At 61.0% G+C, this 17,081-nt stretch carries 16 protein-coding genes; 6 read left to right on the top strand and 10 right to left on the bottom strand.

The features are described from left to right. The first annotated feature begins 45 nt into the window (after positions 1-45). Complete coding sequence (locus MTX36_RS03275; RefSeq protein WP_243618326.1) at positions 46-666, top strand: YdeI family protein; 621 nt, start codon at positions 46-48, stop codon at positions 664-666. Positions 667-712: 46 nt separating this feature from the next. Here the strand turns inward: MTX36_RS03275 and MTX36_RS03270 are convergent, their stop codons facing one another. Beyond that, complete coding sequence (locus MTX36_RS03270; RefSeq protein ID WP_243618325.1) at positions 713-1,153, bottom strand: GNAT family N-acetyltransferase; 441 nt, start codon at positions 1,151-1,153, stop codon at positions 713-715. Between the two features lie 92 nt (positions 1,154-1,245). Between MTX36_RS03270 and MTX36_RS03265 the strand changes: the two genes are divergently transcribed. Further along, positions 1,246-2,232, top strand: coding sequence for a tellurite resistance/C4-dicarboxylate transporter family protein (locus MTX36_RS03265; RefSeq protein ID WP_243618324.1), 987 nt, complete (start codon positions 1,246-1,248; stop codon positions 2,230-2,232). On the opposite strand, the gene narI is transcribed toward MTX36_RS03265, so the two are convergent. From narI to MTX36_RS03235, 6 genes are all read right to left on the bottom strand, one after another. After that, on the bottom strand, positions 2,206-2,925 hold the full coding sequence (gene narI, locus MTX36_RS03260) for a respiratory nitrate reductase subunit gamma (protein ID WP_243618323.1): 720 nt from the start codon (positions 2,923-2,925) through the stop codon (positions 2,206-2,208). The two genes, MTX36_RS03265 and narI, sit on opposite strands and share 27 nt — an antisense overlap. Before the next feature lies 1 nt (position 2,926). Next, a complete protein-coding gene (gene narJ, locus MTX36_RS03255; protein ID WP_243618322.1) occupies positions 2,927-3,580 on the bottom strand; it encodes a nitrate reductase molybdenum cofactor assembly chaperone in 654 nt (217 codons plus the stop codon). Further along, on the bottom strand, positions 3,577-5,235 hold the full coding sequence (gene narH, locus MTX36_RS03250; RefSeq protein WP_243618321.1) for a nitrate reductase subunit beta: 1,659 nt from the start codon (positions 5,233-5,235) through the stop codon (positions 3,577-3,579). Before narH ends, narJ begins: the two co-directional genes overlap by 4 nt. Beyond that, positions 5,235-8,912: a nitrate reductase subunit alpha gene (locus MTX36_RS03245; protein ID WP_243618320.1), complete on the bottom strand. Its 3,678-nt coding sequence runs from the start codon at positions 8,910-8,912 to the stop codon at positions 5,235-5,237. The genes narH and MTX36_RS03245 overlap by 1 nt, the downstream gene beginning before the upstream one ends. Positions 8,913-9,407: 495 nt before the next feature. Beyond that, positions 9,408-9,623: a hypothetical protein gene (locus MTX36_RS30470; RefSeq protein WP_374230416.1), complete on the bottom strand. Its 216-nt coding sequence runs from the start codon at positions 9,621-9,623 to the stop codon at positions 9,408-9,410. Positions 9,624-9,842: 219 nt separating this feature from the next. After that, positions 9,843-10,985 (bottom strand): alkane 1-monooxygenase, encoded by a 1,143-nt coding sequence (locus MTX36_RS03235; RefSeq protein WP_243618319.1) that lies wholly within the window; start codon positions 10,983-10,985, stop codon positions 9,843-9,845. Between the two features lie 1,586 nt (positions 10,986-12,571). On the opposite strand from MTX36_RS03235, the gene MTX36_RS03230 reads away from it, so the two are divergent. Then, positions 12,572-12,811, top strand: a complete 240-nt coding sequence (locus MTX36_RS03230; protein WP_308198191.1) for a hypothetical protein — start codon at positions 12,572-12,574, stop codon at positions 12,809-12,811. A gap of 670 nt (positions 12,812-13,481) precedes the next feature. Here MTX36_RS03230 and MTX36_RS03225 read toward each other — a convergent pair. The 3 genes from MTX36_RS03225 to MTX36_RS03220 all read right to left on the bottom strand — a co-directional run bounded on the left by MTX36_RS03225 (position 13,482) and on the right by MTX36_RS03220 (position 15,505). Beyond that, positions 13,482-13,895 (bottom strand): hypothetical protein, encoded by a 414-nt coding sequence (locus MTX36_RS03225; protein ID WP_243618317.1) that lies wholly within the window; start codon positions 13,893-13,895, stop codon positions 13,482-13,484. A 203-nt stretch (positions 13,896-14,098) separates the two neighbouring features. After that, positions 14,099-14,230, bottom strand: a complete 132-nt coding sequence (locus MTX36_RS29745; RefSeq protein ID WP_279394162.1) for a hypothetical protein — start codon at positions 14,228-14,230, stop codon at positions 14,099-14,101. A gap of 300 nt (positions 14,231-14,530) precedes the next feature. Beyond that, on the bottom strand, positions 14,531-15,505 hold the full coding sequence (locus MTX36_RS03220; protein ID WP_243618316.1) for an IclR family transcriptional regulator: 975 nt from the start codon (positions 15,503-15,505) through the stop codon (positions 14,531-14,533). A 75-nt stretch (positions 15,506-15,580) separates the two neighbouring features. On the opposite strand from MTX36_RS03220, the gene MTX36_RS03215 reads away from it, so the two are divergent. From MTX36_RS03215 to MTX36_RS03205, 3 genes are all read left to right on the top strand, one after another. After that, on the top strand, positions 15,581-16,033 hold the full coding sequence (locus tag MTX36_RS03215; RefSeq protein WP_243618315.1) for a nuclear transport factor 2 family protein: 453 nt from the start codon (positions 15,581-15,583) through the stop codon (positions 16,031-16,033). 430 nt (positions 16,034-16,463) lie between these two features. Continuing rightward, positions 16,464-16,772, top strand: a complete 309-nt coding sequence (locus MTX36_RS03210) for a transposase (RefSeq protein WP_243618314.1) — start codon at positions 16,464-16,466, stop codon at positions 16,770-16,772. Next, positions 16,769-16,993 (top strand): hypothetical protein, encoded by a 225-nt coding sequence (locus MTX36_RS03205; RefSeq protein WP_243618313.1) that lies wholly within the window; start codon positions 16,769-16,771, stop codon positions 16,991-16,993. Before MTX36_RS03210 ends, MTX36_RS03205 begins: the two co-directional genes overlap by 4 nt. The last annotated feature ends 88 nt before the right edge of the window (positions 16,994-17,081 follow it).

The following is a 17,081-nucleotide window of genomic DNA, read 5'->3' as shown; positions in this document are numbered from 1 at the left end:
ATCTGTCGAGAATCGTGTCCGTTTCGTTCTGAGCTTGGAGAATAAATGACCGCTTCAGAGTTATCACCACCGGTTTCCGCCCACCCACCAACGTGGAAGTTCGACTACCCGATCATCCACGCCGAGACACGGACCAAGTGGCGTACTTGGCTGATGGACAACACCACATCAGCCCGAGGGGTGTGGTTGTGCTCCTGGCGCAACACCACCAGCCGACCACGTTGCCCGTATCCCGACGCCGTCGAGGAAGCCATCTGCTTTGGTTGGATCGATTCCACCAACACCATCCTCGACGAAGAGCGCGGCTTGCAGCTATTCACGCCGCGTAGACGCAAGAGTTCTTGGACCCGGCTCAACCGCGTACGCGCAGCCGATATGGAGGCGCGCGGCCTCATGACCGACGCTGGTCGCCACGCTATTGCTGCCGCGAAAGCCAACGGCTGGTGGACGATTTCCGACCAAGTCGAAGACCTCGAGGAACCATCTGACTTGACGGCGGCGCTCGACCGAGACTCGCGGGCTCGAAGCAACTGGGACGGTTTTCCGCCCAGCGCCCGAAAAATGATGCTGTGGTGGATCGTCAGTGCCGCTCGAGATGCAACACGAGCTGGTCGAATCGCCCAGATCGTCAACGACGCCGCCATCGGTCAACGTGCTCACGGCTGATCCACAATTCGATCGCGCCCGGTACGTGGGTGGCACCTAAACGCAATCAGGCCAACCGTCGAAGTTGTATCAACTCGTGCCCTGTCTCTTCGTCTGGATGACGCCCGGTTTCTTGGAAACCGATGATCGCGTAGAAGCGTCGAGCAGATTCGTTGAGTTCGTAGACTTCGAGCGTCACCGTTCCATGCAGTGCAGTCGCATGCTCGACCAACAACCGCCCGATCCCCAGTCGTTGGGCGTGAGGAGAAACGAACAAGCCACCGATCTCTGCCCCGAGCAGTCCGAGTAACCCGACAACGCCCTCCGGAGTTTCAGCTATCCAGTTTTCTGCGTGGACGAGGTAGATCTCACGCATCTTTGCTTCACGGGCGCCTTCACCTTCTCCATCGAGGAAAGGATGTGCGAGTTTGGCTGCCTGAGACCATAATTCGATGACGGCTTCCTCATCGGACGGTCGATAGCGCCGAACATTCACGGTTGTTTCCACTGCTTCACCATAAATGATGACACGACCGAGTGCTCAGCCGTTTTCATAGCCGAAATCGGGACATCGGCTGTTGCGTCGCGCATCATGGATACGTGACCGGCGATCATCGCGCGAGATCGACAGCCAACCGCACGCTCGAGGTACTTCCTCCGGGCGCGGGGGCCGCCGCGATGTCCTCCGGGATCGTGTCGGTGGCCTTGCATCTCGTGGGCTTCGAAGTCTTTTCGCTGGTCTGGCTGGTAATCGGCGCAGCAATCTGGCTGGTTCTCGCCGGGGTGTTCGCATCGAGGTTGGTCGACAATCGCGCCCGGTGGATCGACGAGGCAGACACTCCGCCGGCGCTCACCGGCGTCGCCGCGACAACGGTGCTCGGTACCCGCGTCGTACTGCTCGATTGGGACTTGGTCGGTTATGCAGCGCTCGCGATCGCCCTCGCAGCCTGGATTGTGCTCATACCGGCGGTAATTCGGCACTGGACATCGCCAACCGTTGGCGTCCATTTTCTGCTCTGTGTTGCGACGCAGGGATTGGCCGTACTGGGTGGCACGCTCGCAGCGACGACCACTGCGCACTGGATCGCAATTCCATCGGCGGCGGCCTTCCTGCTCGGCTTGGGATTTTACGTGTTGGTACTGGTCAGGTTCTCATTCAATCAACTCCGAATCGGAGCCGGTGATCATTGGGTGTTCGGCGGCGCCCTGGCGATTTCAACGCTGGCTGCCGGAAAGCTGTCCGCAGCAGCGCCGGTGGTGGGCTGGCCAGCATCGCTGCACCTGTGGTTTCAACGATCGAGTGTCGTGCTCATCGTCGTTGTCCTCGGTTGTTACGCGGCGCTATTCGTCTGTGAATTGATCTGGCCACGACTGAAATACGACGTCAGGCGCTGGTCAACGGCCTTTCCGATGGGGATGACATCGGCGGCCTCGCTGACTATCGCAACAACATCGTCGGCTCCGTGGTTGAAGCCGGTGGGTGAGGTATTGGTGTGGCCGGCAGTGATTCTGTGCGTAATCTTGCTGATCGCATCGGCACGGCGACTGCGCGCCGTGAGTTCACCAGCCTCGGCGTTGGGGTCTTGAGCCGATTCGTGCGTCGTCGCGGCTCCGGTACACGATGTACGGCCGAAACAGGTACGCGATCGGCGCGCTGAATACGTGGACCAGACGCGTGAACGGCCACAGAACGAACAGCACCAAGGCGATCGTGACGTGGATGTGGAAGGCGAGCGAGGCCTGTGCCATGAGGTCGCCACGGGGTTGGAAGATCCAGATGGATCGGAACCACGGCGATACCGTCGTCCGGTAGTTGGATTCTTCGCCGAACGCTCCGGATCCCAGCACCGTGGTGGCGAGACCGGCGACGATTGCGGCGATCAGCACCACATACATCAGCTTGTCGTTCCAGGTAGTGGCCATGAACACCGGTCCGCGGGTCCGCCTTCGGTACACAAGAATTCCGGCACCAACCAGCGTCGCCACACCTGCGATCGACCCGAGGACGAGGGCCTGCAGGTGATAGACGTGCTCGCTCATCCCGATCGCGTCGGTCCAGGACTGCGGGATCACCAATCCGATGAAGTGTCCGATGATGACTACAAGGATTCCGAAATGGAACAGCGGACTACCGATCCGCAACAGGCGATGCTCGTACAGTTGGGACGAGCGCGTCGTCCAACCGAATTTGTCGTAGCGGTAACGCCACCATGTGCCGCTCACAAAGATGGCCAACACGACGTACGGAACTACGTCCCAATAGATTTCACCGGCAGACATCTCACGTCACTCCTTCACGGCGGGGCGGGACTGTCAGGGTGAAGAGTGGGAGTCCGACGGATTCGGCAGGTGGTCCCGATGCGGCGAGTTGCTGGGCGCGAAGCACGTCTTTGGCGGAGGCCGGCGGTAGGGAGTTGCACACGGCTTGGAGAACCGGCGCGTACGGCGAGTCCGAGTCGGTTAATGACGAGCTGATCAGGTCCAGCGGAACACGATGCGCTGAAAGAAGTTTCGCACCTGACTCGGCATCGACGAGGGCGGCGAACTCAAGGACGACGGTTAGATGGTCTGCCGATTCACTTTTCGGTGGCTCGACACCGGCCGCGCGGTAGGCGTCGGCGAAGGCCAGGATTTCGCGCCCGCGGTTACGCGTATCGCCGGCAGTCCAGTAAGTCAGGTAGAGAGTGCTGCGCCGCCTCAGATCGAATGTCTCGACATACTGCGCGGCCGCTGCAAATTCGTCGCAGTCGCGGAGAAAGCGGTGCGTGTGTGCGAGTTGATCTCGGGACGCCGGTGGGAGATGCCCGAGGATGTCTTCGACGATTCGGAGTCGTTCGCCTTGACCGCTGTCGGGGTAGGCCAACAATAAACCGGCAGCGTGCCACAACAAACGGTCTTGCCTGGCGTCACTTCGGCGTCGGCCGAATCTGATCATCGCGTTTCACCTCGATCAGGAAAGAGTCCGCTCGGAGTCCCTTTGCCGTCCCAGTTCAGGAGATTGACGCGGGACGGGTTAGTTGAGTTGGCGGACATTTCGCCGGTGGTTTGACGTTCGCGTAGTGCGTGAAAGGTTTCGACTGCAACCGGGACTGGACCGCCACTGGCCTCGCCGAACGGGCCGGACTCGTGCATGCCCGGTCCGCCGTCGAAATCGAGCGAACACTCGGTGGCTGTTTCTTCGAGCTTGTGTCCGTCGACGGCGTAGGCGGTGGGAATGATGTACCGCTCGTCGTATTTCGCCAAGGCCAGGAGTCGGTACATCTCGTACATGCTTTCCTCGGTCATTCCCACGGCAGCGGGTATGTGGGGTTGCGGTTCGCGTCCGAGATTGATGTCGCGCATGTACGCCCGCATGGCGGCGAGCCGCCGCAGAACCCCGTCGATCACATCGGTGTCGCCGGCGGAAAACAGGCCGGCGAGGTATTCGATCGGAATTCGCAACGATTCGAGAGCCCCGAAAAGATTTCCGACGTCTTCTCCGTCGTGGCCGTCGCGGCTCACGGCGTCGACGACGGGGGACAGGGGCGGGACATACCAAACCATCGGCATGGTGCGGAATTCCGGATGCAGCGGTAGTGCGACGCGGTAGTCCTTGATCAGTGCGTGGATGGGAGATTTTTGTGCTGCTTCGATCCACTCGTCCGAGATGCCCTCGGCGCGAGCGCCTTCGATGACCACGGGATCTTTCGGATCGAGTAGGACGTCGAGTTGAGCTTCGTACAGATCCTTCTCATCCGGTACCGATGCGGCCGCGAGAACCTTGTCGACGTCGTAGAAGATGAGGCCGATGTACCGCAGTCGGCCGACGCAGGTCTCCGCGCACACCGTCGGCAAACCTACTTCGACGCGTGGATAGCAGAACGTACATTTCTCGGCCTTGCCGGTTTTGTGGTTGAAATACACCTTCTTGTACGGGCATCCCGATACGCACATGCGCCAGCCGCGGCACTTGTCCTGATCGACGAGCACGATGCCGTCCTCGGATCGCTTGTACATCGCGCCCGACGGACAGGATGCGACACACGACGGATTGAGGCAGTGCTCGCAAATGCGTGGCAGGTAGAACATGAACGTGTCTTCGAGCTGGAGTTTGACCTCCAGGCTGATCTTATTCAGAACCGGATCGTCGGGAACGATTTCAGGTGACCCGGCCAGGTCGTCGTCCCAATTCGCGGACCATTCCACTTTCATTGGCTTGCCGCTGATGAGGCTTCGCGGCGCGGCCACCGGCATGTGCTCACCCGAGGGGGCCTGGGTGAGATTCTCGTAGTCGTAGGTCCAGGGCTCGTAATAGTCCTGGATCGAGGGCATCTTCGGGTTCGCGAAGATACGTGAGAGTTTCTTCAGGCGGCCACCGTCACGCAGTCGGAGGCGGCCCTTCTGATCGCGAATCCACCCGCCGTTCCACTTCTCCTGATCTTCGTAAGTGCGCGGATATCCTTGGCCCGGACGGGTTTCCACATTGTTGAACCACACGTACTCGGTGCCGGACCGGTTGGTCCACGCCTGTTTGCACGTCACCGAACAGGTGTGACAGCCGATGCACTTGTCGAGATTCATCACCATCGCCAGCTGCGCCATGACTCGCATCAGTACGTCACCTCCTGCGAGCGACGACGCACCACGGTCACTTCGTCGCGTTGGTTTCCGGTGGGCCCGAGGTAGTTGAAGGCGAACGACGTCTGCGCATACCCGCCGGCGAGGTGGGAAGGCTTGATCAACAGTCTGGTCAACGAATTGTGGATGCCACCGCGCTTTCCTGTCGTCTCCGTGAGCGGTACGTCGATTGTCCGCTCTTGCGCGTGATAGACGAAGACGACACCGTCCGGCATTCGATGCGACACGATTGCGCGACACACGATGACGCCGTTGCGGTTGACCGCCTCGACCCAATCGTTGTCGGATACCTCGATCTTGGCAGCGTCGCCGGGACTCATCCACATCGTCGGTCCGCCGCGCGAGAGCGAGAGCATGAACAGATTATCCTGGTACTCGGAATGGATCGACCACTTCGAATGAGGCGTCAGATATCGGACGCTCAACCCGATTCCGCCCGTCCGATCACCGAGTGCGGGTTCGCCGAACAGGCTTGCCATGTCGAGCGGGGGCCGGTAGATCGGCAGTTGTTCGCCAAGTTCTTCGATCCAGTCGTGATCGAGGAAGAAGTGCATTCGGCCGGTGAGGGTGTGGAACGGTTTGAGTTCCTCGATATTGACAGTGAAGGGTGCATAGCGTCGGCCACCGGTTTCGCTGCCCGACCACTCCGGGCTCGTGATAACCGGGACCGGGCCAGCCTGGGTGTCCGCGAACGTGATTCGGCGTTCCTCGCTGCCGGCAGCTAAATGCTTGAGCGATCTGCCCGTCCGCTTTTCCAGTTGAGCGAAACCTTCCACCGCGAGTCTTCCGTTGGAGGCTCCCGACAGTGCGAGGATTGCCTCCGCCATTTTCTCGGCGGTATCGAGCGCCGGGCGACCGGCTGCCGCCCCGGAATCGAAGACGCCGTGCTTAGCGGCGAGTTCTTCGACTTCCCGCTTCGGGTGCGTCGTGACGCCCTTGGTTGTGAGTCCGGCATTCTCGACCAACGGTCCTAGTGCAGCCCATTGCTCGGCGACGGCGGGATAGTCGCGTTCGACCACCACGAGCGGTCCCATAGTCTTCCCGGGGACGGGTTTTTCCCCTTGTGAATGCCAATCTTGTTCTCGCCCGGAGGGGTACGCCATTGCGCCGGGTGTGTCGTGTTGCAGCGTTCCCATCACGACGTCTCGACGCTTCCCGAGGTGCTTTTCCGCCAGCACACTGAATGCCTTGGCGATCGCACCGAATGCTTCGAAGTCCGAGCGGGTTTCCCAGGGCGGATCGATGGCAGGGGAGAAGGCGTGAAGGAACGGATGCATGTCCGTGCTGGACAAGTCGGATTTTTCGTACCACGTGGCCGCCGGCAGAACGACGTCGGAAAGCAACGTCGTAGACGTCATTCGAAAGTCGATCGACATCAACATGTCGAGTTTTCCCTCGGGGATATCGTCGGTCCACGTGATGTCATTGGGGCGCAGGTCTTCCGGCGTCGGCTCAGCCTGCAGGTTGGAGTCCGTGCCGAGTAGATGCCGAAGGAAGTATTCGTTGCCTTTGCTCGACGACCCCAGTAGGTTTGCACGCCACACACTCAGCACCCGCGGCCAGTTCTGCGGGTTATCAGGATCGGTGACTGCGAGTTTAAGTGCGCCCGAAGATAATTGGGCGGCGACGTGTTCAGCTACGTCACGTTCGTGGGCGTCGGCCTCGTCAGCCAGATCGAGACTCGAGCGATCGAACTGTGGGTAGAACGGAGTCCAGCCCATTGCCACCGCCGACGTCATGACGTCCATCGTGTGGCGGCCGCGGAAATTTCCGCGGCCGATGGGACTAGCAAGAGCATCGGCCTGATAGCCGTCGTATCGCCACTGATCGGTGTGGACGTACCAGTAGGAGGTGCCGGCCATCTGCCTCGGCGGACGGAGCCAATCTGTTCCCATAGCCAGAGTTGCCCAGCCAGTGACGGGTCGGCATTTTTCCTGGCCGACGTAGTGAGCCCATCCGCCGCCGTTGCGTCCCATCGACCCGGTGAGGAGCAGCAGGCTCAGGACAGCGCGATATGTCGCATCGCCGTGGAACCACTGGCAGATACCCGCACCCATGATGATCATCGAACGGCCACCCGATTCGACTGCGTTGGTGGCAAATTCACGTGCAATGCGAATGACCTGTGCGGCGCTGACGCCGGTAATCGATTCCTGCCAGGCTGGGGTGTACGGCGCGCTGGGGTCGTCCAATCCCGACGGCCATTGCCCGGGCATTCCGTCGCGCTGCACCCCGTACTGGGCGAGCATCAGATCGAAGACGGTGCACACCAGACGATCTCCCACACGGCGCACCGGCACTCCGCGGATCATGGTCTCGCCATGACCATCCGGGGTGTCGAAACGGGGGAAGTGGATTTCTGCGGTTTCGCCCCACTCAACGTCGACAGTCAGAGCGGGAACGATCTCGCCGAGATCGAGATTCCACTTTCCGACACCTTCGTCGCCGTAGCGGAAACCGAGAGAACCGTTCGGCACAACCACGGTGTCGGTGACGGTGTCGATCAGAACCGGTTTGAACGCAGAATTTTCGCTGGTCTCACCCAGGTCGGCAGCTGTCAGGTTTTTGCCCGCGACAAGGAGGCCGTCGCGTTCCTCGATGGTGACGAGAAACGGCAGGTCAGTGAACTGCCGCACGTAATCGTCGAAGAACGGTTCGCTTTTCTTCACGAAGAACTCCGACAGGATTACGTGGCCCATTGCCATAGCCATTGCTCCGTCGGTGCCCGCAGCACACGGCATCCACTCGTCGGCAAATTTGGTGTTGTCGGCGTAATCGGGGCTGATCGAGACGACCTTGGTTCCGCGATAACGAACCTCGGCCATCCAATGAGCGTCGGGGGTTCGGGTGACCGGGACGTTGGACCCCCACATCATCAAATACGACGCGTCCCACCAGTCCCCGGACTCTGGCACGTCTGTCTGATCACCGAATACTTGAGGCGACGCCACCGGGAGGTCCGCATACCAGTCGTAGAAGGACGTCATGACGCCGCCGATAAGTTCGATGAACCTCGACCCCGCCGCGAATGACACCATCGACATCGCCGGAATGGGGGAGAACCCCGCAACCCGGTCGGGGCCGTACTTCTTGATGGTGTGCACATGGGCGGCGGCAATCATCTCGGTGGCCTCGGCCCACGTGACGCGTACCAATCCGCCTTTTCCTCTGGCCTGCTGGTACTTTCGGCGGCGCTCCGGATCGGCCTGAATGTCGGCCCACGCATCCACCGGATCACCGAGTCGTGCTTTCGCTTCGCGGTACATTTCGATGAGAACACCACGCGCATACGGGTAGCGGACTCTCGTTGGGGAGTACGTGTACCAAGAGAACGCGGCTCCACGCGGACAGCCACGCGGCTCGTACTCGGGACTGTCCGGCCCCACCGACGGATAGTCGGTCTCCTGAGTTTCCCAGGTGATGATGCCGTCTTTGACGTAAATTTTCCACGAACACGATCCGGTGCAATTGACTCCGTGCGTGGAGCGGACCACTTTGTCGTGGCTCCAGCGATCGCGGTAGAAGATGTCGCCTTCACGGCCACCCTTGCGATTCACGGTGCGAAGGTCGTCCGAGAACTTCCCCGGGGTGAAGAAGCGCCCGCCGCGAAGCAAGAGATCCTCGACGCTGCTACCGATGTGTTCGACCACTCTGCACTTCCTTCACGTCTCCACAATCACCGCGGGTGATCGAGAATCTGACGAACGAGCATGCGTGTCCATAGAACCGCAAAATCGGACTCGTTGCGGCTGTTCGGGGGAAATGGGCAGTGAGGAGGGGTAGACCGATCGAGTCCCGGGATTGATCGGGTGTCCCTCGGATGTCTGCCGCACAGTGGCGTCGACACGATCGTTTCTTGGATGGCGTCGGCGGATACCAACCGGATTTTGCAAACTGCACCCTATTTCCCCGTCCTTGGGTACGGGTTCACCCACAACACCGCTATCGAAGGACGGGAAGAGACATGACCGGCGAGGAAACACGGTACGAGGTCACTGAGATCAAGGCGATCCGGGGCACCGAGTCGAAAACGATCACATGCAAGCAGCAGGAAGGCTGGGGCCAGCTGGATGCCCTGATGCCGGACCAGTGCGGTGAACTGCTTCGCTGTTGTCCGTGTCCGCCTCAAGCCCGAGCCAACTGGCCTACGAGACTCCGTTGTCGAGTAGCGCCTTCTTCATTGCGGCGATCACTGCCGCTGTGCGGTCGGATACGGCGAGTTTGCCGAAAACGCGGACGAGGTGTGTCTTGACGGTCAGTGGCGCTCGAATTGCCCCCTTACTACGTGATTGGTCCCGAACGGTGCGTTGACCCTGAGCGACCAAGTTTCGCTTTTCGTCTACGGGCGGCAGCGGTTGCACAAAGGTAGCGCTCGGCGGCGGTGTAGTCGGTGGTCGTGCCGTCCCGATCGGTACTTCGGGTGATCAGTGCGAGGTACCGACGGCGGATTGCTGCGGCGTCGGCTTGTCCACGGAGAAATTCCACTGCCGCGATGCTTTCCGGGCTGGGTGGCGTTCCCCTGCGATGCCGCGTTTCGGCGGGGACCGAGCCACCCGGACCCGTCCTGCTGCTGTCGCCGTTCACGGCTGCGTGGTTCGGGTATTGACGCGCGTGAGGTCGTGGTCGTAGTAGTCCAGGACACGGTGGTCCATGAGCCGCCTCCACAACGGCGGTATCCACGCGCACACGATCATCACCGCGTACCCCGCCGGCAGTTGCGGCGCAGTCGCGTTGCCACGTAGCGACTGGTACCGAAGGCGCGGGTTCGCGTGATGGTCACTGTGGCGTTGGAGTTGGTAGAGGAACAGATTGCTCACGAGGTGGTCACTGTTCCAACTGTCCTCGGGGCGCACTTTCACGAAGCTGCCATCGGGTCTGCGACCGCGCAGCAGTCCGTAGTGCTCGAGGTAGTTCGCGGCCTCGAGGAACGAGATCCCGGCGAAGGCTTGCAGCAGCAGCCACGGGGTGACCTGCCAGCCGAATGCTGCGATCAACGCGCCGAAGACGGCGATGCTCATCGCCGAGGTCTGCACAATGGCGTTCGCCGGACTCCAGGCCCGTTTTCCTCGCCGGCGTAGGCGCGCCGTTTCGATCTGCCAGCCCGACGTCAACCCGCCGATGACACTGCGAGGCAGGAACGCCCAGAACGATTCGCCGAACCGGGCGCTGGCCGGGTCCTGCGGGGTCGCTACCCGGATATGATGGCCGTGGTTGTGTTCGACGAAGAAATGGCCGTAGAGCGATTGAGCGAGAACGATTTTCGCCAACCAACGCTCGACGGTGTCATTCTTGTGTCCGAGTTCGTGGGCGGCGTTGATTCCGACGCCGGCGACGACACCCACGGTCATCGCGAGGGCGATCTTCTCTCCCGTGGCCATCGGGGCGTGTACCCAGCACCAGCAGGCGAAGACCAGTCCCGCGTACTGGAACGGCACGAAAAAGTAAGTACACCAACGATAGTAGCGGTCCTTCTGGAGTAGCGGGATCGCATCGTCGGGTGGGCTCTGGCCGTCTTCGCCGGCAATGAGATCGGCTATCGGAATGACCAAAACCAGGATCCAAGCGCCCGTGGCCCAGAACAAACCAAGGTGTAGGTGTTCGACGAGGAACCAGGACAGGAACGGGCTCAGGGGGATTAGTAGTCCCAACGGCCACCAGTAGCGTTTCCGGTCTCGCCAGCGGGGAGGGGTGACTGTCTCGGGTACAGCGGGTTGAGAGGTCATCAAGATAGTCCGATCAGGTGCAGCACTACGGTGAGGCTCCGGTCTTTAGGCGAACATGTAACCGATGTATCCCATTCCGCCGCAATAAGTTACATGTGCACCGAGTCGCAGGGTGATGATCGAACACCGAAATGGCCGTGAGCGTGCGTTCTCGGCGCCATGTCGGCCATCTGGCGACAGGGTGCCTCGGTTCTGTCGATGTCGTCGGGGAGACGTGAAAGCTGTCAATGATGTTGCAGCAGAGCCTCGATCGGAGATATGAGCTTTTGGGCCGAGTGGCGATCCGGCCCTATCGCGGTAGGTGTACGTCTGCTTTCCGCGGGCGTAGGTACATTCACGCGGGTGACCGACGTCATAACGTATTTTGTCGGGGGTCCTGTGAATCGCTGCTGCGGAAGGAGGCTCGAAGAACCGTCTCTGGCAGGTCCTGGCCGGGTTGCACTGCACCACCTGTCAACATGATGTGTCTGGTTTCGATCGTGGTGAAGGCCTGCTGTCGACGCCCACCCGTCGAACCCGGTGCGTCGAGGATGAAACAGCACGCAGAACGGGCTACGCAATGCGGCGATGGCAGGGCGCCGACGAGGAGTGCCCAATGGCGGGCCGGCTACAGGAAGCAGTCTGGCCTGTGCGGGACGGTCTCGACGGCCACACAAGGTAGGGGATCGACGAGGCCGGTAAGACGCCAGCGGCAACATCAACGCTTACACTTCGACCATACATGTAAACGTCCTGATGTCGTCGCGGGCTAGATCCGATCATCATCGGAGGTTCCGCGAGCCGAACGCGGCGGTATCGCAGCAAGATGCGGCCCGCCAGGGTCTTTCACCCGCCGGTGCCGAGTTGGACCGGGAGATTAATCGTGTCGCGGGTGCAACGCCTCGTTCATGCTCTCCACCCCACGCGCATGCGCCGACAGGTCCTCCCGAGCCGACCGCATCGCGGCACTGCGACTACGCGACCCCGACTCCGAGGCTTCCGAGTCCCCATCCGAGTTCGGCACGCCGCCGTCGCGGCGTCCTCGGGCGGTGCCGGACTCCTTCCGATCCGACTGCGCACGGAGCAAGGATTCTGATTTCGGGGTATTTCGCATCAGAGCATTATTCCAGAATCAGGCCCGCCGCCGGCGACCTGTCCGCCGCCGACGCCGGTTCCCGGCACCTACCTCGCGGTATCCGCCTGCGGGCGTAGCTCTCGAGTCCACTGGAAAAATTCTGTAGCGATGAGGGTAGACATTCGCATTTACCTGTTGTATCTTTTCTCTCGTACCGAAAAGAACAAATCAAGAGGTGCGGGAGAAATGAACTACCCGCAAGCAGTACCGCAGGGCAGGGCAGCGTCGAGGCCGAAAGTTTGAGTGTGTGTGGCCTCGGCAGCCCCTTGAGAGCGGCTACCGGACAGCTAGGTTTGAGTCCGGCAGCTCGAAAGAGTGCAGTTGTGTAAGGAAGTTCAACCCAGACCCCCGGCGGCCTCCACGGCGCCGGGGGTCCCGTCCGTTGACCGAAAGAAGACATCCCATTCAGGCAGAACCCCCCGGCAGTGCACTGTCCGGAAAATTCGACGACGAAGACTACCCGGCGTACAGCATGGGCCAGGCAGCTGAGCTTCTCGGTGTCCGGCAAGCATTCCTGCGCAGTCTCGACGCCGCGAAACTCCTCACCCCGCAGCGGTCCGCCGGCGATGCTTCTTGTGCCTGGTTTGCAGACCCGATGTATTCGGTGCCGATCTCGAAGCTGCGCCCGCAGGAAGCGCTCTCCACATACGCCGATACGACCGTCTTCGCTCCGACGTTGCATTCGAACACCTCACGGACGTCGAACTCGTAGAACCCGACCCGGTCCTCAATGCGTTTCGTCGTCACGGTTCCGGTGAAGGCCGACGCTGCATACGAAATCTGCTCCGAGATCTGGGGTCCGTCAGCCTCGTAGACGCATGAGCATGCGTGGGCAGGGGTCGGAGACTGTTGGCGAGGCAGGGCGCTGGGCCGGTGAGTGCGGAAGCGTCCGGTTCTCACTGACCTTGTCGGGTTGGGGGGGTGACGGATCGATGGTTACTCAACGGTTTTGTGAGCTTCTACGAGAGCGAGCCACCCCACTCCCTTAGCGTGATCGTCCATAACGGTGAGGAGCTCTCGGTTTCTTACATGTCTCTGAATCGGTCTTGGTCTCAACAGGTCAACGCATCAGCGACCATAGTTGAGTCAGTTTCACCAAGTTTGGCGAAACGCGTAGGGGATCACTTTTTCTGTCAACCAGAATGAGGCAGCAGTGCCTCAATTTCGGGTGCTCGTTAGGCTCATCTGGGGATCTACCAAGGGTGTTAACGTAGCTCGCCAGGAAAATGCCGCTTCAGAATCGAGGAGCATCCGTTGTTCACGTCTATCCTGAACCCGCGACAGTACGAGAAGTTGCATGGTGTCAACGGCATCTGAATTTTGACCCCTTTCCGGCACCTTGGGTTCTAGTCAACGTCGCAACACCGATGGATTCTGTGACTCTAGTAGAGCCGTGAACAACTCTGTCGGACAACGGTCTTGGAGGACGATCCTGGGACGGCTGTTGAGTTCGTTCTCGACGGCCAGCAGATGTTCCGGTGAATGGATGGTGAGGTCCGTTCCAACAGCTCGTTGGCGTTCTCCTTCGAACCTCGGAAGCATTGGCCGGCGGCGGTGATGGATCTGCCGGTGACGGCGGCGCAGGTTTGTCCGGTGATGGTGATGTCGACGTTGTCGGGGATGTGTCCGAGGTCGAGCCATTGGTCGGGGCCGGAGTCGATGATCAGTGCGGTGGCGCCGGCGTCGAGGTGGCGGGTGTATTCGCTGTAGCAAGTGGGCGATTGCGGGGCGTGTGCGCGCGGAATGGTGCCGCTCGGTGTCGTTTCGTGATAGACGCTACATCTGGTGGCCGACACGCGCGCCTGACACAACATCTTGTAATGACATCGAGGTAGTTCTCGAATTCCCAAGGCTCACGTCATCTCGGAGTTGATAACTCCATCTTTTGACAAGAAGCCGGCAATCCAAGAGTGCTCGTTCACTTCAGGAGCCACACGTTCTCTAGGCTGTGTAGCGGCAGCGCCTTTGGTCCGACTCCTCGGAATCGGACCAAACAAATTCACTTGGCAGGCGGAGCGATGTGTCGCTGCAGAGATTCGACCAGTTCCGTCAACTCGCCCCGAGTGGCGGCGAACACCACCTCCCGGTTCTCGTCAGTGCCGGTCTTAGCCGGATTCAGCGTGATCGTCACTCGGCGCGGAACGTTTCCGCTTGTCCGTCGAGCCCGGCTTCCAGTCCGTACGGACATAGCCTTTGTGAGGGCCCACTCGTCAAGTTGTGCGAGATCCGCGCTAATAAGAACCCTCGGTCCCGAGCCGTCGAAGTTGTCAACCATCCACTCCGTTTCCGGATCGTTGTGCTTCGTGTGGTGGAGAGCGCATACCGGCGCGTGACTTACTACGACGGTCGTCGAATTATCGGTTATGGGCGTGTCACCGCAGTGTTCGGACCTGCGCGGATGGCGGTACACAGGAAGTTTGGGGATGCCGGGTCAGAGGGCCGCGCCTCCGAGTGCGAAAGTGGCCTCCTCGGTTGTGCTGAGGAGGGCGGTGGCCCACTCGTGGCATTTGTCTGCAGTCACTTCGGTGCGTTCGGGCATCAGCGTGAGGGTGTACTTCTGTCTGCCGTGGCGGTCGAGAATCGGTGCGCTGATGTTGGCCACCGGGATGGTGGCGCCGGGTGGCGGCAGGGTTTGGCTGTATTCGGACCAGTCCACCGGAGGAAGGTGGCGGCGGAGCTCTTCGACAATGGGGGCCGGGAGGCCGGAGGCCAACAGGTTAGACAGGACCATGTTCGGGGTGGTGGCTGCGCTGGTGAGGCATTCGATGATGTAGCCGCGGTCGCGTGCGTGGTCGATCAAGGCGTGCAGGGCGGTATCGGTCGAGGGGAGCGGGGCGAGTGGGGTCCGGGACAGCCACGCGTCGACGATACTGTCGTGCTCCCACGCGACGTTGACCAGCCCGAGTGGCGGGGTGAACGGGTATCGCTCTCCGACGACGTCGCGTTGGTTTCCCGTACTGGCCGGTCCGAGCCGGTCGAGGACAACGATGTGGTCGCCGTGCACGGCGCTCAGTAGGCAGCTGATACCGAGTCGCTGGTGTAGCTCTTCGACGAGTGGTCGGACGAGATCGACTGCGGCCAAGCCGGATTCGGCTGACGAGCCGAGCCGCAGGAGTGCTGGACCCAGACGGTAGGCCTTCGCCTGATCTCGAGTGACGAAGTCGGCCTCGGTGAGTGCGGTGAGGATGCCGAGGCAGGTCGGCTTGTTGAGATCGAGACGAGCGGAGACCTGCGTGAGGGTCAACGCCTCGTGCGGTGCGTTCGCCAGAAGATTGAGGATCTGCACTACGCGATCGGTGGGCGGCGACTTGCGTTGTACGGGTGCGAGGTGGTCCTCGTTCTCCGCCGCTCTTGACGCCTGCTTCGGAATGTATCTAAAGTCACCCTCGTCATTGAAATTCCTCATTCATATTTTGTAACACATCCGGATTTGGTTCAGAAGAGGTTCGATTCCGCCCCGCCCAATAGCCAGGAGAGTGCAATGAATCTGCAGGAGCATCAGGAACTCGTCGAGGTTGCACTGGCGCACACGGTCGCCGAAGCTGCCGGCGACCTCGAGGCCACCCTGGCCACGCTCGACGACGATCCTGTCTACGAGCTGCAGCCCATCGGGCGAGCGATGCGGGGCAGCGACAAGGCTCGCCGCTTCTACGAGCACTTCTTCGCCAATTTCAAGCCCCTGGTCGAGGGCCGCGAGCTGCGCTCGCAGTGGGTGACCGACGACGGTGTCGGGCAGGAATACACGCTCTGGCTGCGACTTCCGGACGGCAGCACCGAACGCCACGACATCATCGGCGTGCTCACTTTCGGCGAGAACGCCAAGCTTTCGGGTGAGCGTGTCTACACCTCCGATCTGCTCCTGAGTCGGATGTTCGGCCCGTTGCTGGACGAGGCGGAACCGGTGGCGTCCGGCCAGGACTCCAGCCGCGTCTGACTGCTGACCGGCGTCGCCGCCCAGCGCGGGCACGCATCCTCGGTCGAGGAAATTATGCGAGGACCTCTCGGTAGCCGGGATGTGTGGCAACCACACCGACACCGGAGGTCCTCGCATAATTTCGTCACGTCACGCCATTCGCAACCTGCTGACAGAGCTTCGGGGGCGTGGCGATCGGGTCCGCCACCAAATCCGGCCGAAACAACCCGATAACCGGATCCACCACCAGTATTCGTCAGTTTCGAATAATGCCGTTCACCAGTATCAACGCCGGAGTATCCCTGCAAGCGCCGATGGCGTTACTCGGGCATGTTTCCGCCCAGACGAGTTTGCGTTACGCAGATCTCTTCGACAGCACAGTTCGTGCCGAATACGAACGCGCCCTTAATCTTCCGAAAAGCCAGATCGCTCCACTCTCTGTGGGCGCACCATGCTGCCGCTCGTCGACGTCACGAGAGGCGGCGACTGGAAAGAAGCACCGGCGATCAAGTCCCGACTCGCCGGCAGCTACTGCCTGCGCGCACCGGCGCAAGGCTCGTGCCCGTATGCCAACATTTACGAACACTGCCCGAGCTTTCACACCGATTCCACCCACCTCGGTATCCTTTCCGCGCCACGCATCGATGCACGCACGCTGACTGCTGATGCCGAATCTCGCCGGTGGATCGACGAAGCCGAGCGACATCACGCCTTGATCGCGCGTCTCGATGTGCTGATCAGTGAGGTGGACGGCGCATGAGCGACACCGCACTGGACCGCGAGGGCACCCCGACGCCGGCACACTACGTCGCCTGTCCGCCGACGGGGCGAGGCATCTGGGTGACTTTCGGGTACGAGCTGCCACGAGAACGCGGGCAACTTAGTCGAGCGACGGGCGCCATGGTGGCCGGTCCGTCGTGCGGGGGTGAATTGTCTCGACCTCCGGGGGTGGCCGGACGAGTCATCGAGGAACATCGGTAGCAGGCGGGTACCGCCCTGAACATTAAGTTTCCTGACCTTCTGAAGCCACGGTTCTAATCATCGTGATCGGAACTCACAAAAAGCGGTG

Source organism: Rhodococcus sp. ARC_M6 (genome assembly GCF_022810305.1).
Classification (GTDB): Bacteria; Actinomycetota; Actinomycetes; order Mycobacteriales; family Mycobacteriaceae; genus Rhodococcus_F.
The sequence above is the reverse complement of the archived record's forward strand: the minus strand, read 5'-3'. Positions and strand labels throughout refer to the sequence as shown.